We start from the raw sequence: 25654 nt of genomic DNA, 5'->3' as shown, positions 1-25654 counted from the left end.
TTTGCTACCTCCATTATTCTACTAGCACTTTATTATTTGCTATATTTATTAATTCTTCTTTAAAAGATTCATCATCATAAATTCCCAATAAATCCCTAAGGCTACTTTCAAAATCCTCCACAATAAAACTATTCTTCACTAATGTAATTTTATCAAAAACTTTTTCCCCTGATTCTGTTGCACTATATATTTCTTCATGCATTTTCTCTCCAGGTCGTAATCCTATAAACTCGATAGCAATTTCATCATTTTTATAGCCTGAAAGCTGGATTAAGTTTTTGGCCAAGTCTACAATCTTCACTGGCTCCCCCATATCTAAAGCAAATATGTCACCAGAATTTCCAAGAGCACCTGCTTGTATGACTAATCTTGAAGCCTCAGGAATTGTCATGAAATATCGTGTTACTTCTGGGTGGGTTACTTTTACTGGTCCACCTTCTTCTATTTGCTTTTTGAATAGTGGAACGACGGATCCTCTTGAGCCTAAAACGTTACCAAATCGTACAGCTACAAATTTTGTCGTACTTTGTTTCGCTAAGTTTTGAATACACATTTCAGCTAAACGTTTTGTCGCCCCCATTATATTAGGGGGATTAACAGCTTTATCTGTTGAAACAAGTACAAAATGCTTTATTCCGTATACATGTGCTTGGTAAGCCACATTACGAGTACCTAGTACATTGTTATCAACTGCTTCCCTAAAATTGAGTTCCATTAAAGGAACATGTTTATGCGCAGCTGCATGGTATACAACATGTGGACGATATTTCTGCATAACTTTAGCTATTTTTTCTGCATCTTTAACATCCGCAATGATTGGAATACAATCTACCTTTAAATCTTTGATTGATAGCAATTCCATATAAATATTGTAAATAGAATTTTCACCATGTCCAAGCAATAGAAGTTTCTTAGGCCCAAATCGACATAATTGGCGGCAAATTTCTGAACCGATAGAACCCCCTGCCCCAGTTACTAATATTACTTGATCTGTAATTTTACTTGAAATAGATATCATATCTAACGTTACTTCATCTCGACCTAATAAATCTTCGAAGCTGATTTCTTTCATTTCTTTTACTGAAATCGTTCCCGTCATGACATCTTCAATGCGTGGCATTACACGTACTTTTAAATTAGTAGACAGGCATAAATGATGAATATCCTTCATTTCACTTTTAGACAAAGATGGTAAAGCTATGATGATCTCTTCAATGCCGAAATTTTTCACTACTTTATGAATGTCTTTTATTTTCCCTGCTACTTTTACATTCATTATCGTTAAGTTTAATTTATTTGGATCATCATCAATAAAAGCAACCGGATTTAGCTTTTGTTGCTTATCTTGTTGCAAATTTTTTGTCAACATTGTTCCCGCTTTTCCAGCTCCGACTATTAATATCCGCTTTAAATTATCCGTATTTTTAAATGATTCTTCGTCATTAAATAAACGAATAATAAAGCGTGATCCACCGATAAAAATAATATGTAACATCCAAGTTACTGTCATAATTCTTTCGTATACGTCATGCTTAATTAAATATTGCAGTAAGCATGCCACTAAAACGGAAGCAGTAACTGAGTAAAAAATAGCTAATAACTCTCTTACAGAGGCTACACTCCAAATACGGCTATACATTTTAAAGAAATACGCTACTATATGATGACTCAATAGTAGCGTAAACGCACTAATATAAATTGTAGACTCCATCTTCAACTCTAGTGAAGGCTGAAACAACCAAAAACTAAAGAAAATAGCGGAAATGACGATTAAAGAGTCTAATATAAAAAACGCTATATACCTCATCTTATAATTCATTCCGCATACCTACTTTCAAATACTTTCCTGCATTTTTTTATTTTCTATTAAGCTAATTAATATGCCCATGAAGACAAATACAATCGGTGTTACACCTGGAAGTGAATCATTAAATAACGCTTGTACACCAAATGCAAATACCCCTATGAACAATACTGTCATCTGTAGCTTTTTCTTATCAACAAAAGCCTTTGCACCTGTAAATGCTGTACTTAAAAGTATTAATAATAATGCAAGTGCACCGATAACTCCTGTACCATATAATATCCCTATATATAAGTTGTGGGGCTTGTCTACAATAGTATTTTCTGAATTGTTACCAGATCTCGCATCAATATTGTAGTGCGGGAAATTGTAAACAATAGAATCTAAGCCATAACCTAATATAGGTCGGTCAGCCACTAAATCCAAGGTCTTGTCCCAAATATACATACGCCCAGAACCAAGTGACCATCCTTTTTCAGGTAGAACCGGTAATTCAAATGTTTGATCTGCTGCATAAGCCTGCTTTAGACCAAAATTTCCAAAGTGATTCAACGTAGTTTGTGATGATGTTTCCTCATATGGATTACTATCGAACATAAAGCCAAATGATTCTTTCCAAACAAGGTCGTTTTTTGAAGCTAAAATATGGAATATCGGCACAGTAGTTACTAAAAATAACATAATAGCAACAAATGCATTTTTCTTCATAGGTGCTTTTATAAAAATAATTAGTACTACGATTAATGATATAACGACTGTTAAAAAACCACTCGTCGAAATCGACATAAACATAATAGCAACAGATGCACTTGCCGTTATCGCACCAACAATGGTTTCACCCCAGTTTTTCGATATAATTGCCCACGCCAAATACATCACAGTCATAATGGCAAACATTCCACTCATATAGTTCCATTGGTTCAATGTACCAACTAAGTGTGATCCTTGAGAAATACTTGCTCCTTCTGGTAATAGCATTGAAACAAATTTTTGCACCGCTGCATTTTGAAGCAAATCTTTTCCATAAAAGTTCATCGTAATTATGTATAAATTTATAAATACAAACGGCATCATCGCATACATAATGTAACGTATAGTATTTTTAGGGTAGCTTATATTCATTGCGATAAACATTAAAGCAACATAACATAACCAACTGATTGCGCCATCAGCACGATTATATTGACCACTTAATGCAATAGAAATATTCGGCGAAAAAATAGTGGATAATACAATTGCAATGACAAACAGTCCTAAAAAATAATTTAGAGCAGTTTTACGAATTGTTCCACCCATAAAAAATACTTTTGCCAACAGCATACCACCAGTAATAACGGTAATCCCCAAAACAAACAGTGCCTTAAAATGAGTGAATAGGTCCCCTTTTGTACCTGATGATAGTGCATCTATATTAGAAATGAGAGGGCTAACTACTTGCTCTACATTCGCTACTACAATGAGTGGCATAAAACCAATTAATATTAACAGTAAACGGAATATCCATTTATCTATACTTGCACGTGACTGAGCATTTTCTTTTTCATCACTAAATGCATCAGATTTATGAAGTTCTTCGTAAAATGAAGCCATTATGTATACCTTCCTTTATTACTTATTTTCAATTTGAGTTAACAATTCAGTAACGCGATTCTGGTAATCGGGATATTCTTCTGGCGCCCAAACTGATTCTTGACAACGTGTGAGCACAGTTTTAGCATTCTCAAATAGCTCTGCCATAACTAAAACCTCTGCAAATTGAAGCATAAACATTGGATCTTCAACTTTATATGGGTTAATATCTAATGTTTTTTGTAAAAGAATAGCAGATCGTGCAGCTTCATCATTATTTGCAGCTATTAATCCACCTAAATAATTTACAACTTCTGAATTCGGCTGTGATTTTATTAATTCGTTAATGTAAATAGCCGCTTCTGTATAATTCCCTTCATTATACATTTGTGCAGCTTGTTGATATAGCACATCTTCAGTAGTAAATTTATTATCCTGATTGCTAGCCATTACTTTAGCTGCAATTAAGCCTATAACAATAAAAGCTATCATGCTTAATAAGATATATTTTTTTTTCGTATCAGTAAATGTCATTCAACTCTACCTTTCTAATTATCCTTCTTTTTACACATAAAGCAATTATACTATAAAACAGACGGTCTATGTTATTTGAGTTGTAGATTGTGTGCGAAAACATACATAATTTTCTTTTTCTACCTGGCTAATGATTCTTTGTAACTTACTGTACAGCTATAAAATTACATATAAAAAAGCTTTGCGATAAAATCGCAAAGCTTTTTATAATCACTTCAATATCTGTTTAAAACAAATATTTATTAGAAGTTATTTGTAATAGTAATTACATCTGCGCCAGTAGGTACTTTAATATCGTTGTTAGTACCAATTACTAAAGCAGTTACTGTAGTACCTGAAGTAACAGTTACTCCTGAGTTAAGCTCAATAACAATTGTTGAACCACTTACAGAAGCTACAGTACCATTTACAGCTACACCATTGAATTTAACATCGTCACCCGCAGTTGCATTTAAGCTACTTGAGAATGTTAAAGTAATTTGTTGTCCATTTCCTACTACTCCTGGTACACCATTAATAGTTGTAACTGCAGTACGAGCATTTACTTTATAAGTAAATTGAGAACCATCCGCTTTACCAGTTAAAACAACATTCGCACCAACTACTGTAGCTGTTACATCTTTATTAGCTGCAGTAATTTTTGTAGCTAAATCTACAGCTGATTGGTAATATAGTTCTTCTGTTGCCGCAGCTCCTGGAGCATATTGGTAAACCAGACCATTAACTTCAATCTTGCTACCAACAGTAGCTATGTCAACAAATGCAACATCTGCAGACGCAACAGTAATTGGAGTTCCAGCAGCTGGTTGTTTAGTAATTGCTGCAGTTTTTAATGTAGACGATTTTTCGTCAAATTTCACAACTGGTGTACCAGAATGTGTACGTACAATTTTAACTGTTACTTTACCTTCAGAATCTTTTAGGTAAGTAGCGATAACACCTTCACTAGCCAGAGCAGCTGCTTTTAACTCATTAACAAAAGCATTGAAATCAGCAAGTTCTGCCCCATTGCTACCAAAGAATTTAGCGTCTTTAATTGAAACAGCTTTTTTGTTTGCAAATTTTAATGTTTGGCTTGAAGTGTTGATTGCTTCAATAACACCTGTATAGTTGTTTGGTACTTCTGTAGTTGAAGTGAATGTAGCAGTTGCTTCTTTAGAAGTAAATGCATAGTCTTTGCCATCTGTATTAATTGCAATACCAGTTGCAATTACTTTAACATCTGTAGTTTTCCCATCAACTGAAGTAACTTCTAAGTTTTTAGCAGGTACAACAACAGTTCCTGTAGAAGATAAAGTTGCTTCATAAGTTACTGTATAGCTACGATTTGGTGAAATAACTTGATTTTCTACTACAATATCATTAGCACCAGTATTGTAAATTGTATAAGTTGCTTTCTTAACGTCAGTATTAGCCATTTTCTTTCCGCTTTGGTTTACTAATTCTGCTTTGAATACTGCCGTATCAGTACCATCAAACTTAGTTACAGCTTTTGAAAGATCAGTTGATTTGTACGATTTAATTGCAGAACCATCAAGGTATGCAGCTTGGAAGTAAGAAATTGGTGCAACAGCTTTTGGTTCACCTTCATCAAGTGTTCCTTGTTTAGCGTTTGCAGTGTTAATATCGATCCATGCAACTGGTGTAGCGTAGTCATTTAATTTATCTGAACCGATAACAAATGTTGCTTCACCTTTATCATTTGTTTTTACAGAAATTTGTTTATCTGACATTCCATTTACTGGAGTAGTTGAATAGAATACTTCATCATCTTCATTTACAAATTTCGATTGAGTATTAGTTGAAATCACGCGGTCTAAATCTTCGTTAAACGCTACGTTTACGATTTCATTTTTAGCTACTTTACCGTCTTTATCTTTTACGATAACTTTGTATTCGCGACCATTAGTTGCGCCAGTAGCAGCAACTTCGCCACCTTCACGAGTTAACTCGATTTTGTACTCAGCTTGAACAGCACCAAATGTCACTTTAGAAGCTGATGTTTGTAAGGCACTAGCTTTATAAGTTTTATTAGATTCACCAGTAACGTTGTTTAATGCATAAACTACTGGAGTTACAGCAGCATTAGTTCCTGAAACTGTAAATGTTGCTTCACCTTTAGAATCTGTAGTAATTGTAGCTGCTTCTAAAGAAGTACCATTGCTTAATTGTAATGCTTGAACACCGTTTACTGTAGCGTTCGCAACTTTATCAGAAGTTACATTCATGTTTTCAACAAAACCAACGTTGAATGTTTGGTTCGATACTGGAAGACCAGTTTCTGGGTGTTTGTAAGTTACTTTATAAGTTTTGTTAGCACCGTTGTTGATTGTAGCGCCTTCTGTTACTTCTTTAATATCAAGGATTGTATCAACACCCCAGAATACGTAACCGATAGCAAATTTAGAGCGATCCCCAGTTGCATAAGCAGTTACTGTATCAGGGCCTGCACCGTAACGAGTATAAGTGAATGTTGCGATACCTTCATCATTTGTTAAAGCTTCACCAGTAACTGTTGGGCGAACACCATCATTGTTGTTACCTGGGATTGAGAAAGTAACAGGGATGCCAGCTTTAGATTGACCTTCAGCTACAGTTACTTTTGCTTGTACCGCTACTTGTTGACCTAGTTTACCTTGTACTGATGATGAAACTAATTCAACTTTAGTTGGTAATACAGCAGATACACCTTTAAACTTGCCAATTTCTTTACCGTTTAAAGATACAACGTATTCTTTGTCGCCTGTTTGTGCAGCAGTAGTTAATACTACAGTTTTGCTGCTAGCTTGTTTTTTCGCAACGTTTGTAACGTCAAGACCTTCAATTTTAAATTTGTAGTCTTCGATGTTGCCGATTTCTTCATCTAAAGTTACTTCAACAGTTGTGTTATTAATTACTTTAATAGAACCTGTAGTAGCAGCAGCACCTGTGAAGTCAGCGTTGATTGTATTATTTAAAAATGTTGCGAATTGACCGCGAGTTGTTGAACCTTTAGGGTTGAACACTTTAGCACTTGTAATATCGAAGAAGTCTAATACATCGATAGCAGTACGAGCTTCAGCTTTTGCAGCGTTTAAGTCAGTTACTTCACGAGAGAAGCTTTGAGAAGCTACATACTCTTCAAGACTAGTGCCGTGTAAAGTGTTAACCATACGTACAAGTACTACAGCCATGTTTTCACGAGTGATGTTATCACCAGCTAATAATTTGCCGTTAGATCCAGAGAATACTCCGTTGTCAGCAACTACTGCAGCGTATTTTAATAATTCTTCGTTTGAAGAAGAAGATAAATCGCTGAAGCGTGGGTTTGTTTTGTAGTCTGTTGGTACTTCATAACCTTCAGAAACTAAGTACTTACCTAATAATTTAACTACGTCAGAACGAGTTAAAGTTTTGTTAGGTTTGAATGTGCCGTCAGCATATCCATTGATTACGCCAGCATCAACTAATGCGTTGATTGCTGCTTCATGTGTGTTGCCTGCAACGTCTGATAAAGATGCTGCTGAAGCAACTGGTACGATAGCAGATGCTACTAATGTAGCTGTCGCAGCTGTTGCTACGAATTTTTTGTATTTCTTTGGTTGGTTAGCCATTGAAAAATTTCCTCCTCATAAGTCAAAATAATATTTTAGTTATCCACTACGAAAATAGCGTAGAAAAACTAACTACACATAAATTCTAGTAGTATACAATTACAATGTCAATCATTTTTTAGCAATTAATCCATAATTAACCTGAATTATCGCATTTAAACTATGAACATATTGTATTTTCGGATAACTTAAAATTTCTTCCATTATGACACAGTATCACTCTATAAAACAACATTTTCTTTAAGGTTATTACGCGGTTAGTATATCAATATATTTACTAACGATGGAATATCGTGGGTTTTAGGTTTTTAGTTGGGTATAGAATACCTAAATAAAGGTTATTATACCAACGTTTTCTTCGGTTTTTTTAACTATTTTAAATTACTATATATTTACTTTTAAAATATAATGATTTTAAATTATATTTTTTCATTTTGATAGTTTTTGACGTCAAAGTTAGTCTATTTCATTACTTTTCTTTTTATGCATAGAAAAATTTGTCTATGATCGACTTTTTCATATCCCTTTCAGATATTTGAAAAATTCATAGCTTTTTAACCTCCTATACAAAAAAGCAGGATATGGCCAGTTCCCATATCCTGCTTCATTAAAGGCAGCTTAAATATTCTATTCTTGTTATGTGTTCAATCGTGAAGTACACACTACGCGGTGATCTTAGCTTGCTTTCCTTTACTTGATCAATATCGTCTTTATTGCGTACAATGACTATCCGTAGTAAACGCAACATCAAGTGGATTTAATAATCCTTTATAGTTCTTTGTCAGAAACCATCTAATACATCACCAATCTTTTTCAAAGGTTGCATTGTGGTATCTTTCCTGTTTGAATTTTGCATACTGGTGATAACCGGATAAAAAGAAGAAGACTTAAGCATATGCTGCTTAAGTCTTCTTCTCGGGCTACCAACCGTTTTTCCTTGCAGGGAAAAATTTTAAAGTCTCTGTATAATCATAGAGGAAATCTTACTTCTGAATTCAGTGTAACACTTACATTACAATTTAACAATCAAATATTACAAAAATTACATAAGATTTTTTTTGATTTCAAGTTACTTCTGCTTCGAACTCCGCGCCACTTCTAATAGGAAGAGTGGTAGCGCAATTTGTCGTTTTATGCGGTGAGGTTCTTTCATTAAACGATAAAACCATTCCATCCCTACTTTTTGGAATGCTTCTGGTGCACGCTTCACAGTGCCCGCAAGTACATCAAATGATCCTCCTACCCCTTGATAAATTGTTGGGTGTAATTGATCACGATTAGCGTTAATCCAGTTCTCCTGCTTTGGCGAACCCATTGCAACAAATAGTACATCCGGTTTTGCCTCATTAATTTTTTCAATGACTTTATCGTTATCCTTTTCATAGCCATCTTGTGTACCAGCAATTTGGATGCTTGGGTATAATTGTCGAAGTTTGTCGGCAGCTTTATCCGCTACCCCTGGCTTCCCGCCGTATAGAAAAATCGGTTTCTGACGTTTTGCTGCTTCCTCACAAAGACGCATCATCATATCGACACCTGTAACACGCGATGTAATTTGCCCCTTTTGAATTTTAGACGCAAGGATGACACCAATCCCATCTGGAATTTGAAACTCCGCATTATTGAGTAGTGTTTTAAGTGACGGATCTTCCTTCGCTTTAATAATCTTCTCAGGATTAATGGCAACAATTAGTGATTTTTGTTTTGTTTCGATACGTTCAAACACTTTAGGCAATAACTCATCGTAGTTTTCCGTATTTACTTTAATACCGAGTACAGTTTCTTTCATATATTGTCCGCCTTTCTTATTAGTTATGGGTGGTGGATGATTTGTTTACTTTACTTGTTCTTGCGTTTAGTTTTATTAAGTATGTGCGCATCCCGCAAAATAAACTCTCTATGTACATTAAAAACAGATGGCAGTGCGCTAAGCACGCACTGCCTTCATTTCATAACTATACGTTTTTCGCGTCGCCTAGTAAGTGGAACTGGAAGCCTGCTTGTTCCCAAATATCACGATTTAGGCAGTTCTTCGTATCAAAGACGATTTTGTTTTTCGTTACGATTTTTTGCGGATCTAATGCTTTAAATTCATTGTGGTCCGTTAAGAATAATAAAATATCTGCCGCAGCTGTCACTTCTTCAAAGTTCTGAGTTTGCGTTGCATGTTTATTTTCTTTAATATGCGGATCGTATGACATAACATTTAAACCTAATTTTTGCAGCTCATCTATAACAATTGTAGACGGGCTTTCACGCATATCGTCAACATTCCCTTTGAAAGCTAGACCAAATACACCAACTGTTGCGCCCGCAATACCATTTTTATTAAGGATTGCCTGTGTTTTTTGTGCTGTATAGCTTGGCATTGAATCATTCGTATTACGAGATAGGTGAATAATTTGCGCCTGATCGCCACCAAGTTCAACTAAAAACCACGGATCGACTGCGATACAGTGTCCACCAACACCTGGTCCTGGGAAGTGAACGTTGACACGTGGGTGATAGTTCGCAAATTTAATTGCCTCCCAAATGTTCACATGTAGCTTTTCTGCCATTTTCGCTAATTCATTCGCAAATGCAATATTAACATCACGATATGTGTTTTCCATAACTTTTACTAACTCAGCAGTAGTTGCATCTGTTAAATGGATTTCCCCTTCAACAAATGTTTTGTATAGTTCTTTTGTTAGCTCAGAAGATTTTTGATTAATGCCGCCAACAATACGGTCATTATTTGTTAATTCCTCAAAAATGCGCCCCGGAATTACACGTTCTGGTGAGTGTGCTACATAAAGCTGCGTACCAATTTCTAACCCAGACTTCACTAATTCAGGTAGCATAATATTTTCTACTGTTTTCGGAGGTACAGTTGATTCTAAAATTACTAAATCGCCCTCTTTAATGAATGGTACGATTGAAGCAGTTGCTTCCCGTACGTATTCTAAGTTTGCTGTATTATCTGGATTGATCGGTGACGGCACCGCTATAATAAACACATCTGCTTGCTGCGGTGTCGTTGAGGCTGTTAAAAATCCTTCATCGACCGCTTTATTTAAACGTTCTTGTAACCCGTTTTCTTCAATGTGTAGTTGCTTTTCTTGAATACTTTTCACAGCAGCTGGATTTAAGTCAACACCGTGTACCTTTACACCGTTATTTGCAAACATTACTGCCGTTGGTAAACCAATATATCCTAAGCCTACGACACAAATTGATTTTTTCATTTTCGTTACTTCCTTTCACGCTTGAGAACTAATGTGTATAGTAGTTAAAATAATTATTTATAATTCGCTTCTAACCTGGCGTCCACGAAATTGAGGTCGAGCTCGGGTGTATCACCGTGTTCAGTGTCGAATTCGAGTTCAGCAAGTTGCTCCACATTTTTATTAACGTTTCTTATATGTAAGTTGTTCCATTTAATAAGAAAGTATGCAAAAAGCGAAATTATCCTGCTTTACAGTATACAACTTTCCGCGCGCCGTGTGAATTGATTTTGTAGATTTCGGGTGATTGGTTGTGAATTTGTTCTAAGGTCACCAAAATATTGGGCGCCATCCTTTAACTGTGCGGTTTGTAGCTGGTTGAGTTCGCTTTCGGCCAGGCCGTGTGCGCTTTTTATCAGGTTATGTGCGCTTTCCCTAGGCTTGCGTTCACTTTTCACTTGGTTGTGTTCACTTTCCACTTGCTTGCGTTCGCTTTCTATCTGGTTGTGTGCACTTTCCCCAGACTTGCGTGCACTTTCTACTCGGCTGCGTTCACTTTCCACTTGGTTGTGTTCGCTTTTCAAACAGTACAATAATTTAAACTTTCCTAATCCTCACTAACAAAAACTAACTTATTTTATTCAACATTAGCTGGTTCCTCAACAATGAACGTTTTATAATTTTAGTTTGTATTTTGTACTGCGATTCATACCTATCTTTTCAAGAGAATGTTTATTTAACATTCGAATTGCTTCATATCGGTTTCGTAACCCTAAATATTCCTTCGCTTCCCTAACAGTAATCGTTTCACTAATTAACATACGATAATCGATTAGCGCTTGAATATGCGCAGATTGATTCGTTATGCCACACTGATTACACTTCCATGTATAGCGCACACGTTTCATTGGAATCGTGTGGCAGCTTGGACATTCCGGACCGCACAATATATCTCGTACATCGATTTTATAATAATCACAAAGTGGAAAACGATGCCACGGGTTGGAATCACGACGCAGTAAATTTCCTACTAACGTTACATTAATTTGCGCAGGATATGTCCCTATATTCCGTACAAAATTCAAAACTTCGCGGCCGATTACGATTGGTGTCTTACCAACTTCTATAAAACTAACATTATGAAAGGGAAATGCTATTGCATAAAAAATGGGGATTGGTATATGGTGTTGCTCGAAAAAAGTTTGTACTGCGGCAATATTTTGCTCTAATTGACTTTCTGGGCTTTGAAATATATCCTCACTACCGTCATTATTTGTACGAATGAGCTGACGAGGATTTTGCATAAATCGAAGCTTTCCTTTTATATTTTTAACTTCAAACACGACACAAAAGCTTGGCAAAAGTAGAAGTAGATCAATTTGCTGACCGTTAACATAAACATTTTGCAAAATCGTAGTTTCTTTTTGTAAATTTTTCAGGATTGAATAAACATGTAGTTCTCCATGCTCCCCGCTTAGAGAGCGATTGAGTTCTTCTTGGATTTGCTTACATTTATCGTGCTGAACATGTAAGCGTTTAGTAAGTGCAGATAAACCTTGGATAAATAACGAGGGGTACAAAAAAATCCTCCTTCAAAAAACGCAAAGAAAGGATAAGCAATGCTGATAAAATAAGTTACAAAATATTACAAAGTACTGACACATAGCATTCAACTTAAGTGCAATTTTAGTGAAAAGGATATACTCCTGGTTTGCGTTCACTTTCCTTGGGCCTGCGTTCACTTTCCGGCTGACTGTGCGCTTTTCACCCGCTTGTGTTCGCTTTCCTTGGGCTTGCGTTCGCTTTCCGACTGACTGTGCGCTTTTCATCTGCTTGCGTGCGCTTTCCTCGGGCTTGCGTTCGCTTCCCCCTGCTTGCGTTCGCTTTCTACCCGACTGCGTGCGCTTTCCACGGGTTTAAGTTCACTTTCCACTCCATTAAACAAAAAAATCCTCCTTTACAAGACGCAAAGTGAGGAACAATCAAGAAGAATGACATCAGTTATTTCTATTTAAATATACGCGCGCTAAACAAAGAAATCCTACCTTTTCCGTCCCGTATCAAGCAACATCAACACAGACTGGGCTTGCTGCATGTGGAGGCGTAAGACGTATTGACTCGCTTGTAGTAAAATATTCGCCTTGACATAGTTCATCATTTCCTCTGCAATATCGGCATCGCGAATTCGTGATTCGGCCGCTGTTAAGTTTTCTGCTGTATTCATCACATTATTATACGCGTGCTCCATTCGATTTTGATATGCACCGAGGCGAGAACGTTCTTTCGAGACTTGATGAAGGGCATCATCTAATCCAGCGATTGCTTTATCTGCGTTTTCTCTTGTGGAAATGTCTAGGTCGTCAATACCGAGCTGTGCAGAATTGACACCACCGATGTAAATGTCAATCGATTGCCCCGCATTCGCACCTGCTGGAATTTTTATTGGGTTATTTTCGTATTCGCCCGTTAATAACCCTTTCGTATTAAATTCCGTTTGTTGTGCAGAGCGTGTAATCTCCTCTTTCAACTGCTGGAATTCGATGTTGATCAACTCGCGGTCGCGATCGGTTAATGTATCATTCGCAGCTTGAATAGCGAGTTCACGCATACGCTGAATCATTGCATGTGTCTCGTTTAGTGCGCCTTCAGCAGTTTGCACAAGCGAAATACCGTCTTGAATATTTTTACCCGCCATATTGAGACCACGAATTTGTGCGCGCATTTTTTCAGAAATCGCCAAACCTGCTGGATCATCCGCAGCACTATTAATGCGGTAGCCTGTTGAAATACGCAGCAGTGCCTTACTTGCAGCACCATAGTGACGATTCATACTATTTAATATCGAATAACCTGTTGCACTCCACTTTCCTAGCATCAATACTCCCCTCCTCCCATTTTATAGTAATATCGGATTATTTCCTGAATGTTTAAACAAAAAAAGCACCCCTCAAATGAATCATAAGGTGCTTTGTTAAATGCTATTTAGTTTCAAGTTGCGTAACCTCCGTGAAATTTGGCCCTTTCTATCATTAAGTCATGGAATAACGCTTCATTGCGATCCGCAAGTGCTTCATCAATAAGACGTGCCAAATTTTGTTCTTCCATCAAAAAAATCAATTCAGCAGTTTCACTATCTATTTCATGTGCTACATCTTCAACTGGCTGTGCTTGCTGCGTTGCATTTTCCAATATTGGCATTAAATGCTCATGTACGTTTGATACGAGTAATAGCTGATAAAGTGGTAAACGAATAAAACGATTGCCACGCTGGAATACAAATACTTCCGATAAATTTTCAACTTGCATCGTATTTAAATTCACAACCATTTCCTTCCCTTCAATTGGAATGAAGTGGAATGTTTCATCGTCTTTCGTAATTGAGAAATATTGATATGCAAAAACGAGGCGTATTGTTGTACCTGACAATTTCGTATAAAATGGCTTCAAATACTGTACATGAATCATAAATGCTCCCTCCTCACTTTATAATATTCTGATTTTTCCAATAATAACACATATTAACTGATGGGTAAATAGTTACAATAAACAACAAGGCTATAGTGGAAATTAAGTAAACACCGTACTTTTATAGGTAATAAAGCTTAATCTAAGGATAATTATCCAATATTTCTTGTGTAAACAGTATCGAAATTGCTTATTACTACTTTCCCCACCAATAAGTCATTTCAATCATCTCCATTTAAAAAAATTCTTAAAAAAGCTCTTCCATTTACGTGAATTCCATTTTCACAGTATAATGAAAGGAACGACTTTTTTAGGAGAGATACTATGGCTTTATCTATTTCAGATGTTGCAAGGCGTCATTCGGCGTTTATTCAAGCGCAATTAGATATTATGGAACGTACTCTACAGCCAGCATCACAAGAAGATGAAGAGCTTGTGCGCCGCGCTGTTTTTTCAGTACGCAATAAATCCGTCATATTTGAACGCTTTATCCCTTATAAGGAGATATTATTTGCAGCTGTACAAGATGTGCGCCCCGCTGAAGTAACAATTGACTTTGATAAAGGGAATATAACGTGTACATGCTCACAAACACAACAATGCCGCCATCAACTCGGTGTGCTACTCGGCCTTTATCAATATATTGGCTCCGTTCAAGATTGGGCAAGTAAATGGCGAGCGAAGAAAAATGTCCAGCTAGATTTATTAGCAACCGAAAGAAGTCCGGAAAGCTGGCAGTATATGGTCGATGAAGTGTTGGCTCATATTTTACATGGTAATGAACGGATTGAAAGCTATTTATTCTCATCCACAATAGAAACTGCTCATGCTAAGCTACGTCGCTATATGCCTTTCGAACGGGAATGGCAGCCGCTCTTTAAATTATTTATGGAGCTCGCTGTTTTAAATAAAATATGGGCACATTTAAATAAAACAAACTCACCTGTACAAAACGATTATTTTGAATATGCGATTGATAAACGATTCGATATTATTTGCGGACTCGTAGAAGAGCTCGGTGCAAAATCGCGATTATTTGCGACCGATCCATTTTACGATGCTATCCAAGAAAGCGTTCGAGAGCTATTATGTCAGCAGAAAGGTATTCCGACTAAGCGCCTTAATTTTTATCTTCTTTTATGGGATAAAGTGTTTACAGAAAAAAATCGCTATAAGCAAGAGCTCGCCATTATAGAAAACATTCGTGTGGAAACTGATTTCCCACTTCAAGCTGCACCGACGATTTTTTACATCTTATTAAAAAATGATGACATGCTACAATTACACCTTAAAGACATCCAACCTGAACAACTGAGCAGTTATTTGTCGATTGTACAATTTTCAGTAAATCAACATCGTGAGGCAACACCGATTTTGTTAAAAGCTATTTTGCCTCATTTAGCACCATTCATACACGAAATTCTCGCACCACAACAACGCCAGCTATTTGTTAAAGGAATAAATAAATTTTATGCCGAAATTGACTTAAATGAACAGGAAGAGCTAATGCTTTATGCTGCATTTGGTCGATATGGCATTCAACCCTATTCTGATTATTTACTAAAAAAAGAACGATTTGAAGAATGGGCTGCACTGCATCAGCTATATCCTTCTTCAATTCCTTATTTAGAGGCATGTGGATTAAAAACCGTAGTAACTGCCGCGCCTAGTGTGACGCTCCCGCTCTATCATTACTATGCGCTTGAAGAAGTCCGTCAAAAATCGCGTATGAACTATAAGCAAGCGGTTCGGATTTGGAAAGCGATGAAATCTGCAGCGAAAAAAGCTGGTAAAACAACTTACTGGACGAACTATATTGAAACGGTACGCATGCAATATAAACGACTACGCGCATTGCAAGAAGAGCTAGATAAAGGCAATCTCACATAAGGAGGATTTTTTATAATGGATTTACAGTTAACGCCCCCTTTTGTGAAATCACTTCGTTTGAAAATTGAGCCGCTACAAAATGGCTTTTATTCAGTGATGGCATTGCATGAGGATGGGCTTATTTCACCACCTGAAAGCTGGGTGCAACAACTTTTTTATAAATACGAAGCAAATTATTTCGGTCTTACCATTCCTTTAGCTGAGCGAGATATTACATTATCAGCAATGGAGTTACTCGATGTGTTATCGCCTGTTTATAAGCACCCCTTTTTAGCCATTACAGGAGCAGATGCACAATCCGAAAAGCTCATTGCATCTTTTGAATTATTAATTCCGCAATGGACAAGTGAACATCTTTGGCAAACAGCAAGTATAGTAGATGGCACTCTTAGCTTTTCGGGACACGAAAACAATATTTTATCGACCGCCGTTACACAGAAGCTAACTAGTGCAGGTCTTGAAATGGGCCAAATCGAAGTACTGCTCCCGTTCTTTGAAAACGGAGGCTGGCCATTACAAACAGAACGTCAAACAGGAGGCGTTAAAGTTGCACTGCGTTTAAGCGAGCCTGAGGAAATGAGCGAGCTTTGGTTATTAGAAACGATTTTAATACCGCTTACTGGCAAGCACTGGACACCAGCAGTACGAAAACGTGCCCTACAAGTGGAGCATGCATTACCGGAAAAATGGGTAACACTTGCAGATGATATTGTACAAATGCAGCAGCAAATGAGCGAATTGCTCACTGTAGAAGATGTATATGTAGATCCTGCGTATTTTATTTATTTGCCGTTAACAGACCCACAAGTGAAGCTATTTTTGCGAGATGATTTGGCAAAATTACAGGCGCTCGGCTTTGAAATTATTTTGCCTGCTTGGTTGAAGGAATTAAAACAATCGAAAATGCGTGTTCGTGTTAGTGCAGGTAACACATCTACACGAAAAGTAGCAGGTCTTGATGATATTTTAACGTTTAAATGGCAATTCTCGATGAATGGCGAGGAAATATCAGCAGAGCAATTTAGGAAGCTAGTGGAAGAAAAACGTGAATTTGTGCGCATTGGTACAGAATGGTTCCGCATTGATGCTAACTGGATGACGGAAATGCGTGAATTAATGGCGCAAGCAGATGAAGAAAACTGGACGGTACGTGAATTATTATTCCGCGAGTTACCGGAATCATTCTCTGCCCCACTAGAGGATGATGAGGATGATGCCGAACGAGACGATCCTTTCTTTGCTTTTGAAATGCAAAAATCGCTACAAAATTATTTACAGCAGCTTCAGGAAAAACAAGGCTTACCTGCTGTAGAAACGCCAAATCACTTACAAGCAACATTGCGTCCGTATCAGCAACAAGGATTTGAATGGCTTGTTTTTATGCGCGAGCAAAAATTTGGTGCTTGCCTAGCAGATGATATGGGTCTCGGGAAAACGGTCCAAACGATTAGTTATTTATTATATACATTCTACGAGCTAAACGTGACAAATCCTGCGATTATTATTTGCCCTACTTCTGTTTTAGGCAACTGGCAAAAAGAGCTTGCCCGCTTTGCCCCGTCACTTAAAGTGCATACGCATTACAGTGCCAATCGCTTAAAAGAAGAGGCGTTCACACAGTTTGTTCAAGCGGAGCAACCACATATTATTTTATCGACGTACGGGACAATATCGCAAGATGCAGACTTTTTGCAACACGTAAATTGGTCAACTGTTATTTTAGATGAAGCACAGAATATAAAAAATATGCAAACATTGCAATCACGCTCTATTCGCAAACTGCATGGTGAACACCATATCGCACTAACAGGTACACCAGTAGAAAATCGCTTATCTGAGCTATGGGCAATTTTTGATTTCATTCATAAAGGCTATTTAGGTAGCTTTGGTAAATTCCAAGAGCAGTTTATTTTGCCTATTGAACGTGATGATTCTGAACAACATAAAACTGAATTACGTGCAAAAATTCGTCCGTTTTTACTGCGTCGTACGAAACGTGATCCTGATTTAATGCTAAATTTACCTGATAAACAGGAAACGAAGGAATTTTGTCCATTAACGAGTGAGCAAGCCGCGCTCTATGAGGGGTATATTGAAGATACAACCGCTCAACTTGAAAATTTAACAGGCTTTGAGAAAAAAGGCCGTATTTTAAAAATGCTGAATAAATTAAAGCAGCTATGTAATCATCCCGCGCTCTATTTAAAAGAGCCTTATGATGACGCCGAAACAATGTTAAAGCGTTCTGTTAAAGTCAAACGGATTGTTGAGTTATCCGCAGAAATTGTAGCAAATGGCGAACAATGTCTGATCTTTACACAGTATATCGGAATGGGCAAAATACTGCAGCATTGCTTCTCGGAATTATATAATATTGATGTGCCATTTTTAACAGGTAGTATGCCAAAGCAGCAACGTGATAATTTAGTTGAAGCATTCCAAGCAGGCGAATTCCCGATATTCTTGCTGTCATTAAAAGCAGGTGGTACAGGTCTAAATTTAACTGCAGCGAATCATGTTTTACACGCAGATCGCTGGTGGAACCCAGCTGTCGAAAATCAAGCGACGGACCGTGCATATCGTATTGGTCAAACACAATTTGTGCAAGTGCATAAGTTTATGACAATAGGGACCATCGAGGAAAAAATTGATAAAATGCTGACAATGAAATCTGCACTTTCCGAGGAGTTAATTCAATCAAGCCAATGGTTAACTGAATTGCAAGACGAGGAATTACTCGAACTTATGACACTTGACTAAGAAAAGCGTTTTCACGAATGCCTAGACGGTGTTTCAGCTCAAAAAAATTTTTACTCTTTACTAATAAAGAAGCGTCCTATCTTCGCGCCTAAAGATGGGACGCTTTTTCGGTTCTCTACAATATTTAGTTGTTAGATAGCAAATTTTAAGTAATAGGAGAATAAGATATTCTGCTGTGCGGTCTCAGCAGCTTGTTGAACCACCCCTTTACACATTTTTTGATAGCAAAACTGGTTCTTAATAATTTTTTTCTTACGTCGTAATTGGTAAAGCTTCTTCTGTTTCCGGTAAAATAAAATGTTCTTCTCCGTGTGGCTCCTCCCCCGCGGACTCCATTGGCGGGATAAGACTCTCATCACGAGATTTTAATGCGTAAAATCGGACATCCTCAGCAACAACTTCCATCGTAAATATACGAATATTGTCTTTGTTCAAATAAGAACGAGACTGTAAACGTCCATTAATACCGATTAATGAGCCTTTGCCGCAATATTTTGCTATGCGTTGTGCTAATTTTCCCCATGCCACACACAATACATAATCTGCATCAACACTGCCTTGGCTATTTCGAAAGTTCCGATTAATCGCTAATACAAAGCTTGTCTGTATTCTCGTTTCAGATAGTTGCCTGAGAAGAGGATCTTTTGTTAAGCGTCCAACAAGCCCGATCTGATTCATTTATTCACCTCCGTTTCTTTGCACTAGCATACTTGATGTAACGCATTTTTGGCAAAGGCGCAAACGTCATATTTGGTGAATTATCTGCTGTCTAAAATCGAAATTTCGACATGAAATAATAAATTATTCAACTTTTTATGTACCTCATTCCCTTGTCCTGATGACACTTTTGTGAATTATACTAATTAAGAAGTTTCGCATTTTTCGTATGTTATAATGAAATATATGCTACAAAAGGGAGGGAACTGCTTGAAAACGTTTAAAATGATGTCTTTTGATCTATTATCTGAAGATGGCGAACAAACGATTCCGATTACTGACGGATTAATTATTAATCAGGAAAATAGTCATCAATCGTGGGTGCTGGAGCTATTTATTCCTTCACAACATCGCACCATTTTTGAAAAGCTACAAGCAACTGGAGATGTTTTTGATGCACGCGCAGTTATTTCTTTTCCTGATAATGAACCAGCGCCATTTTCACTCGTAGTTTCCTCAATGAAAAACATTGGCGATCATGTTTCGGTGTTACTAAAGGGTAAAATTAAAGCACGCCGAAATCGATATGCTGAGCTTTTACTACAGCAGTTACTTGCTGAAGGATTATCGAATAAGGAACTTCTCATTCGCTTTGAGCAAGGTATGCTAAAACGTCCGAAAATTATTTCACCCAATTAAAAAACCAGAAACGTCCCCTAGACGCTTCTGGTTTTTTTATGTAGAAATTACGCCGAGTGGAATTTATTCGATATAGAAAAAATAAAAACAGCTGCAATTTACTTCAGCATTTCTTGATTTTTCAAAAATGATATAGGGCTTATTTTTAAATAAGTGTCACTGGCGCTTATTTAAAAATATATTGTATCTCAATTCCGCCAAATGGTCTTTTTAGCTTTTATTTTATTTTCTTTATAAAAAATTAGTTTTAGTGTTTTTTCGTTAAGGTGTGATGGCAGGCAGCCCCGTAGAGAATTGTTGTACACCTCATGCACTTACCGTAATCATTAATGTTCATAAAATTAGGAAGATCCACTCGTAAATCCGCATAAAAACTGTCCCAAAAGGAGTATATTGCTCACTTTCGGAACAGCTTCTTTTTTCGATTACTTATTATTTACATTATTACGCTCATGAACGTCAACTTCAACGCCGTTGCCATTTTTTTCTATAACTCGTTCTTCTACTGTGCCATTTGGCGCAACATATTTATCAGTCGTAGTTCCGTTGACGCCATTGTTAATCGTGCCGTTATTTACCCCATTACCTGTTCCAGGCACTGTAGGGTTAACAGGATTGGTGGTATTTGGATTTACCGTTTCATTTCTGGGCGCGGTATTATAATCCCTAACATTGTTATGATCAATGACATCATTCACCCCATTACGAACATCTTGCATAGGTGTTTCGTGATTTAGCGCTTCATTATTTGTATTACACCCCGCTAATAACACTGTACCTAGCATAGACGCGATGAACAAACCTTTCCACATAAAAAATTCCCTCCTTTCATTGGACTCATGTGATCAATACTTGATCGTTCATTAGAGTACCCGAGAAGGGAAGGAACTATCCGAAAATTTTATCGTACTAATTTAATTTTTCTTTTAATAATTGCTCAACATAAGCTGCTTCTGCTTTGCAACCATATGTGTAATTTGTACCAAGCTGCTTTTGCATTTCTTCGATTGACTCGATCTGCTTTTCAGTTGGTTCTTCGTTCAATATTTTTGCAATCACTTCATCAATTTTTTTAGCAATTTCTTCATGAAATTCTGTGCTTTCTAAAACTTCTTGAGGCACTTTATCGAACCAAGCAGCACTCTCTGTAAAATATTTTTGCCAGCTTGCGACGAAATCTTCTATTGAAAATTGCTCTTCATCCCAACCAATGCTCGCTAAATATGATTCAAATGACGTTGAAATCGATCTAGTAATGCTTATTTTGACGCCTGAAGACAGTTGTTTATACATCTAATATTAAACCTCCTACGTTTAAAGCCAACCTTTCGTACATACATGTATGAAACATTTTAACCTTTATATTCTATAACCATTAGCGGATAAAAGCAAATTAGTTGTTATTTTGGTTGAACTGGACCTAGGGCGAATAAAATATCTGCTTCACAAACTAATTCGCCATCTACAGTAGCAACACCGTGACCTTTACCCATTTGTCCACGAAGCTTCACAAATTCTACTTCTAATTTTAATTGGTCACCTGGTACAACTTGACGTTTGAAACGGCAATTGTCAATTCCGGTTAAAAAGGCTAGCCTACCTTTGTTTTGTTCTGCATTAAGCAGTGCGACACCACCAACTTGCGCCAGTGCCTCTACAATTAATACTCCCGGCATTACTGGATAGCCAGGAAAATGTCCATTGAAAAAATCTTCATTAATTGAGACATTTTTAATTCCTACTGCGCGTTTTCCATCTTCTACTTCAATGATTCGATCAACAAATAAAAATGGATAGCGATGTGGTAAAATTGCTTGGATTTGTTCTGCGTTTAACATAGATTTCCCCCATTAGTCCCCGATTATGTATAATTTTATCTTTGCCGAATTTTATAAATAAAAAACAGCGAATTAAAAGTAAGAAAAGAATTTGGCAAGCGTGGAAATACGCGTTGCCTTACTCTTTACCTTCAATAATATCAAGTATATGCTGCCATGTACTCCATTTTAAAGCATCTGCTGGCTCCCCACTGCCAATATAGCCATAGCCAATTATGACACCAGCTATAGCTGCGACGATTATTAAAATGAGCACAAGAAGAATACGGATCCAAATCGGAATTAATCGAATCTGCACCCAGCGCGTTCCTTTTGTTTCCACCAGTTGCTCTGCTGCGTTTTGTTTTTTGCTTCTTCTTTTTTTCGGCTCTACTTCTCTCTGCTCTTTTAATTCGTTAGTCATTATTTGTTCTCCCTTGTGCTTATCGAATGCCGTTTATTAGACCTAACATTTGATCTGCAATTGTTACTGCACGTGTATTGAACTGATATGAACGCTGCGTAGCAATTAAGTCTGTCATTTCTTTTGAAAGATCGACATTTGACATTTCAAGTGTTCTTATTTGTAATCCGATTTCAGAACGAGCAGTTCCTTGTAAATCTGTTAAAATATCTGCCTGTGTAAGCCCTAGCTCAACTAAATTAGCAGGTAGCCCTATATATGTACCAGATACATGCTCCATTGCTTGAGGCTTTTGAAGCTCTGACACCGCTAAATTGAATGGTAATACTTGTCCGTTAGCATAGTGTACGCTTAATTGCCCTTCTGGCGAAAGAGTAAAGTCTGTAGCAAAGTCAGGGAAGTAAATTTCATTACCATTACTATCCGCTACAGGATAACCGTCACCATTGACAAGCATTACTTGTCCATTGGCAATTGGCGACACATAGAAATCACCTTGACGTGTATAAACTGTACGTTGCCCTTCTCCCTCAGGCATTAAAATATTGAAGTATTGATTTTCTTTTGTAAATGCAAAATCTAAGTCACGATCTGTCGTTTGCAATGAGCCTTGCTTTTGATTTGCTTGAATTTGAGAGATGTGTGCACCGACTCCATAACGAATACCAACAGGTGATTGACGTAAAGTCTTGTCCAACTTATCGTTATTAAACTGTTGATATAAAAGCTCTGAGAATTGCGCTTCTTTTGCTTTATAACCATGCGTGCTGCTGTTTGCTATGTTATTACTAATATTGTCTAACTGCGATTGTAGTTGTGTTAATGTATTTGTTGCTGTGAGCATTGTGCGTAGCATGCATTATTCCTCCGTTACTATTATACTTTACCGATTTCATTTGCTGCTTTTTCCATACTTCTGTCGTAAGCTTGCAGTACTTTTTGATTGGCTTCAAATGCGCGGTATGCTGTCATTAATTCTGTCATAGAACGTGATGCATCTACGTTTGAGCTTTCTAAGAAATTTTGCTTCGTCGCAAATACGACACCATCTTGACCGTAAGCGGATGGCAATACACCATTATCTAACATGCGGAACAGACCATTATCTTGTTTCATTAATATGTCTGGATTTGCTGCAAAGGAAACTCCTAAAGTCGCTACTTGTACACCATTTTCATCTAGGATAGCCCCTGTTTCCGTTATTGAAATATTATCATTTGCTAACTGGATGCGTTGCCCAGTATTTGATAATACGTATAAGCCTTGTCCGTTTACTAAGTTGCCTTGTCCATCTAATGTGAAGTTTCCGTTACGAGTGTATGCTTCACCGCCTGATGGATGCTCTAATCGAAAATAAATGGCACCTTTATTGCCTGATGCCTCATCTACTGGTAACTGACCGTCAACTAATGCCACGTCTGTTTTCAAATCTGACGCACGCAAAGAGCCTTGCGTATAGTCTGCAATAGTTTCTTGTAAATATACACCAGTATTTAAAGCACCGATTGGATTTGCCGTTTTAATGCCTAAACCTTTTTCAGTTGGAATATTTGTAGATTTAATAGCTGACATCATCATATCTGGAAACGAGCGAATCGTTGACTGATCTGCTTTAAAGCCAGGTGTATTGGCGTTTGCCATGTTATTTGTTAGTATTTCTGTGCGACGTTGCTGTGCTAACATTCCTGATGCAACTGTATAAAATCCTTTAAACAAAAAGCTCACCTCATTTTAAAATTATATACTACTTGCTGCACGATCGATGTTATCAAGCATGATGCCTGTTCCAATTGCAACACAGTCCATTGGGTTTTCGGCTACAAATACAGGTACTTTCAATTCTTCGATTAAAAGTTGATCCATCCCGTGAAGTAAAGCGCCGCCACCTGTTAAAATAACACCTCGATCAATAATGTCTGCTGACAGTTCAGGCGGTGTTTTTTCCAATACGTTTTTCGCTGATTGAACAATCATAGATACCGATTCATGTAAGGCTTGTTCAATTTCAGAAGAGTGAATGGAAATTGTACGTGGTAATCCTGTTACCATATCACGACCACGAATTTCCATCGATTCGTCACGACTATTTGGGAATACTGTACCTATTGTCATTTTGATAGCTTCTGAAGTACGTTCTCCGATTAGTAACTTGTATTCTTTCTTTATGTATTGCAAAATGTCATTGTCGAATACATCGCCAGCTACTTTAATTGATTCACTTGTTACGATGTCACCCATTGATAATACAGCGACATCCGTTGTACCACCACCGATATCAACAACCATATTGCCACTTGGTTGGAAAATATCCATACCAGCGCCAATTGCGGCCACTTTCGGCTCTTCTTCTAAATATACTTTCTTACCGCCTGATTTTTCAGCCGCTTCACGAATTGCTTTTTGCTCTACACTCGTAATATTAGTTGGACAGCATATTAAAATACGTGGCTTTGATAAAAAACCTTTAACGTTTAACTTATTAATAAAGTGTTTTAACATTGCTTCTGTTACATCAAAATCTGCAATAACCCCATCTTTTAATGGTCGAATTGCGACAATATTGCCTGGTGTACGCCCCACCATTTTTCTTGCTTCCTCACCTACTGCTAATACTCGCCCTGTTTTTTTGTCGATTGCAACTACAGATGGTTCATTCAACACAATTCCTTTACCTTTAACGTGAATAAGGACATTTGCTGTACCTAAATCAATACCAATATCTTTTGAAAACATGCGTCTATCTCCTTCCCTCAATTCCAACATATATACGTACGCTATTTTATATCATTATCTAGAATATTTTATCATATTCACAATGTAATTACACCTTATATTATGGAAGTATTTTCCCTTTAAATGTTATACCTGTAGTTTTTTTTTTACGTGAAAAAGCATTTAGATGACAAATAATTATCATCTAAATGCTTTTTTCACGTTGCTTCGTTTGCCATTTCTTCTTTGTTGCTTCTCCTCCTCGCAAATGACGAATTGATTTATGGTACGCTAAAATTTCTTTAACTTCATTTGCTAATGGCTCATTTACTAAAATAAGCCGTTCCGTTAAATCTTTGTGTACCGTACTTTTTGAAAAACCCGTCATTTGTGCAAGGGCGCGGACCGTTTCACCGGTTTCAATGAGCAGCTCTCCTAATCGAACACATCGTTGTCGAATATGATCGTGCACGTTCTCTCCCTTTCTACTCCGGATGTAAGAATGTGCCGTAAATTACTTTGTA

Annotated in this window: 22 protein-coding genes; 3 read left to right on the top strand and 19 right to left on the bottom strand. The window is 37.1% G+C overall.

Features of this window, described 5'->3' with window-relative positions:
- Positions 1-13: 13 nt before the first annotated feature.
- The 10 genes from AAFN87_RS11685 to AAFN87_RS11640 all read right to left on the bottom strand — a co-directional run bounded on the left by AAFN87_RS11685 (position 14) and on the right by AAFN87_RS11640 (position 14171).
- Positions 14-1819, bottom strand: a complete 1806-nt coding sequence (locus tag AAFN87_RS11685; protein WP_347791241.1) for a polysaccharide biosynthesis protein — start codon at positions 1817-1819, stop codon at positions 14-16.
- 15 nt (positions 1820-1834) lie between these two features.
- Entirely contained in the window at positions 1835-3394 is a 1560-nt protein-coding gene (locus AAFN87_RS11680; RefSeq protein WP_347791240.1) for an O-antigen ligase family protein, read from the bottom strand.
- Positions 3395-3412: 18 nt separating this feature from the next.
- On the bottom strand, positions 3413-3907 hold the full coding sequence (locus AAFN87_RS11675; RefSeq protein WP_347791239.1) for a tetratricopeptide repeat protein: 495 nt from the start codon (positions 3905-3907) through the stop codon (positions 3413-3415).
- A gap of 242 nt (positions 3908-4149) precedes the next feature.
- Positions 4150-7500: an S-layer homology domain-containing protein gene (locus AAFN87_RS11670; RefSeq protein WP_347791238.1), complete on the bottom strand. Its 3351-nt coding sequence runs from the start codon at positions 7498-7500 to the stop codon at positions 4150-4152.
- A 1069-nt stretch (positions 7501-8569) separates the two neighbouring features.
- On the bottom strand, positions 8570-9289 hold the full coding sequence (locus tag AAFN87_RS11665) for a WecB/TagA/CpsF family glycosyltransferase (protein WP_347791237.1): 720 nt from the start codon (positions 9287-9289) through the stop codon (positions 8570-8572).
- A gap of 166 nt (positions 9290-9455) precedes the next feature.
- Complete coding sequence (locus tag AAFN87_RS11660; protein WP_347791236.1) at positions 9456-10727, bottom strand: nucleotide sugar dehydrogenase; 1272 nt, start codon at positions 10725-10727, stop codon at positions 9456-9458.
- Positions 10728-10957: 230 nt separating this feature from the next.
- Positions 10958-11269 (bottom strand): hypothetical protein, encoded by a 312-nt coding sequence (locus AAFN87_RS11655; RefSeq protein WP_347791235.1) that lies wholly within the window; start codon positions 11267-11269, stop codon positions 10958-10960.
- Positions 11270-11380: 111 nt separating this feature from the next.
- Positions 11381-12286: a nuclease-related domain-containing protein gene (locus tag AAFN87_RS11650; RefSeq protein ID WP_347791234.1), complete on the bottom strand. Its 906-nt coding sequence runs from the start codon at positions 12284-12286 to the stop codon at positions 11381-11383.
- Between the two features lie 461 nt (positions 12287-12747).
- A complete protein-coding gene (locus AAFN87_RS11645) occupies positions 12748-13581 on the bottom strand; it encodes a flagellin N-terminal helical domain-containing protein (protein WP_347791233.1) in 834 nt (277 codons plus the stop codon).
- A 113-nt stretch (positions 13582-13694) separates the two neighbouring features.
- On the bottom strand, positions 13695-14171 hold the full coding sequence (locus AAFN87_RS11640) for an IDEAL domain-containing protein (protein WP_347791232.1): 477 nt from the start codon (positions 14169-14171) through the stop codon (positions 13695-13697).
- A 324-nt stretch (positions 14172-14495) separates the two neighbouring features.
- On the opposite strand from AAFN87_RS11640, the gene AAFN87_RS11635 reads away from it, so the two are divergent.
- A complete protein-coding gene (locus AAFN87_RS11635; RefSeq protein WP_347791231.1) occupies positions 14496-16061 on the top strand; it encodes a hypothetical protein in 1566 nt (521 codons plus the stop codon).
- A 15-nt stretch (positions 16062-16076) separates the two neighbouring features.
- Positions 16077-18821 carry a DEAD/DEAH box helicase gene (locus tag AAFN87_RS11630; protein ID WP_347791230.1) on the top strand — a complete coding sequence of 915 codons (2745 nt, stop codon included), beginning with the start codon at positions 16077-16079 and terminating at the stop codon, positions 18819-18821.
- Positions 18822-19073: 252 nt separating this feature from the next.
- On the opposite strand, the gene AAFN87_RS11625 is transcribed toward AAFN87_RS11630, so the two are convergent.
- Positions 19074-19499, bottom strand: coding sequence for a single-stranded DNA-binding protein (locus AAFN87_RS11625; RefSeq protein WP_347791229.1), 426 nt, complete (start codon positions 19497-19499; stop codon positions 19074-19076).
- Between the two features lie 249 nt (positions 19500-19748).
- Between AAFN87_RS11625 and AAFN87_RS11620 the strand changes: the two genes are divergently transcribed.
- Positions 19749-20177, top strand: coding sequence for a YwpF family protein (locus AAFN87_RS11620; protein WP_347791228.1), 429 nt, complete (start codon positions 19749-19751; stop codon positions 20175-20177).
- A gap of 425 nt (positions 20178-20602) precedes the next feature.
- Here the strand turns inward: AAFN87_RS11620 and AAFN87_RS11615 are convergent, their stop codons facing one another.
- The 8 genes from AAFN87_RS11615 to AAFN87_RS11580 all read right to left on the bottom strand — a co-directional run bounded on the left by AAFN87_RS11615 (position 20603) and on the right by AAFN87_RS11580 (position 25602).
- Positions 20603-20989, bottom strand: coding sequence for a hypothetical protein (locus AAFN87_RS11615; RefSeq protein WP_347791227.1), 387 nt, complete (start codon positions 20987-20989; stop codon positions 20603-20605).
- A 97-nt stretch (positions 20990-21086) separates the two neighbouring features.
- Positions 21087-21470, bottom strand: a complete 384-nt coding sequence (locus AAFN87_RS11610; RefSeq protein ID WP_347791226.1) for a hypothetical protein — start codon at positions 21468-21470, stop codon at positions 21087-21089.
- A gap of 107 nt (positions 21471-21577) precedes the next feature.
- Positions 21578-22015: a 3-hydroxyacyl-ACP dehydratase FabZ gene (gene fabZ, locus AAFN87_RS11605; protein WP_347791225.1), complete on the bottom strand. Its 438-nt coding sequence runs from the start codon at positions 22013-22015 to the stop codon at positions 21578-21580.
- Positions 22016-22133: 118 nt separating this feature from the next.
- Positions 22134-22418: a DNA-directed RNA polymerase subunit beta gene (locus AAFN87_RS11600; protein WP_347791224.1), complete on the bottom strand. Its 285-nt coding sequence runs from the start codon at positions 22416-22418 to the stop codon at positions 22134-22136.
- Positions 22419-22437: 19 nt separating this feature from the next.
- Positions 22438-23274 (bottom strand): flagellar hook-basal body protein, encoded by an 837-nt coding sequence (locus AAFN87_RS11595; RefSeq protein WP_347791223.1) that lies wholly within the window; start codon positions 23272-23274, stop codon positions 22438-22440.
- A gap of 20 nt (positions 23275-23294) precedes the next feature.
- Positions 23295-24134 (bottom strand): flagellar hook-basal body protein, encoded by an 840-nt coding sequence (locus AAFN87_RS11590; RefSeq protein WP_347791222.1) that lies wholly within the window; start codon positions 24132-24134, stop codon positions 23295-23297.
- A 21-nt stretch (positions 24135-24155) separates the two neighbouring features.
- A complete protein-coding gene (gene mreB / locus AAFN87_RS11585) occupies positions 24156-25151 on the bottom strand; it encodes a rod shape-determining protein (protein ID WP_347791221.1) in 996 nt (331 codons plus the stop codon).
- A 184-nt stretch (positions 25152-25335) separates the two neighbouring features.
- Positions 25336-25602, bottom strand: a complete 267-nt coding sequence (locus tag AAFN87_RS11580; RefSeq protein ID WP_347791220.1) for a sporulation transcriptional regulator SpoIIID — start codon at positions 25600-25602, stop codon at positions 25336-25338.
- Positions 25603-25654 lie beyond the last annotated feature (52 nt).

The organism is Solibacillus sp. CAU 1738 (genome assembly GCF_039888725.1).
Lineage (GTDB): Bacteria > Bacillota > Bacilli > Bacillales_A > Planococcaceae > Metasolibacillus.
Note: the sequence above shows the minus strand (reverse complement) of the source record. Positions and strands in the feature narration are given on the sequence as shown.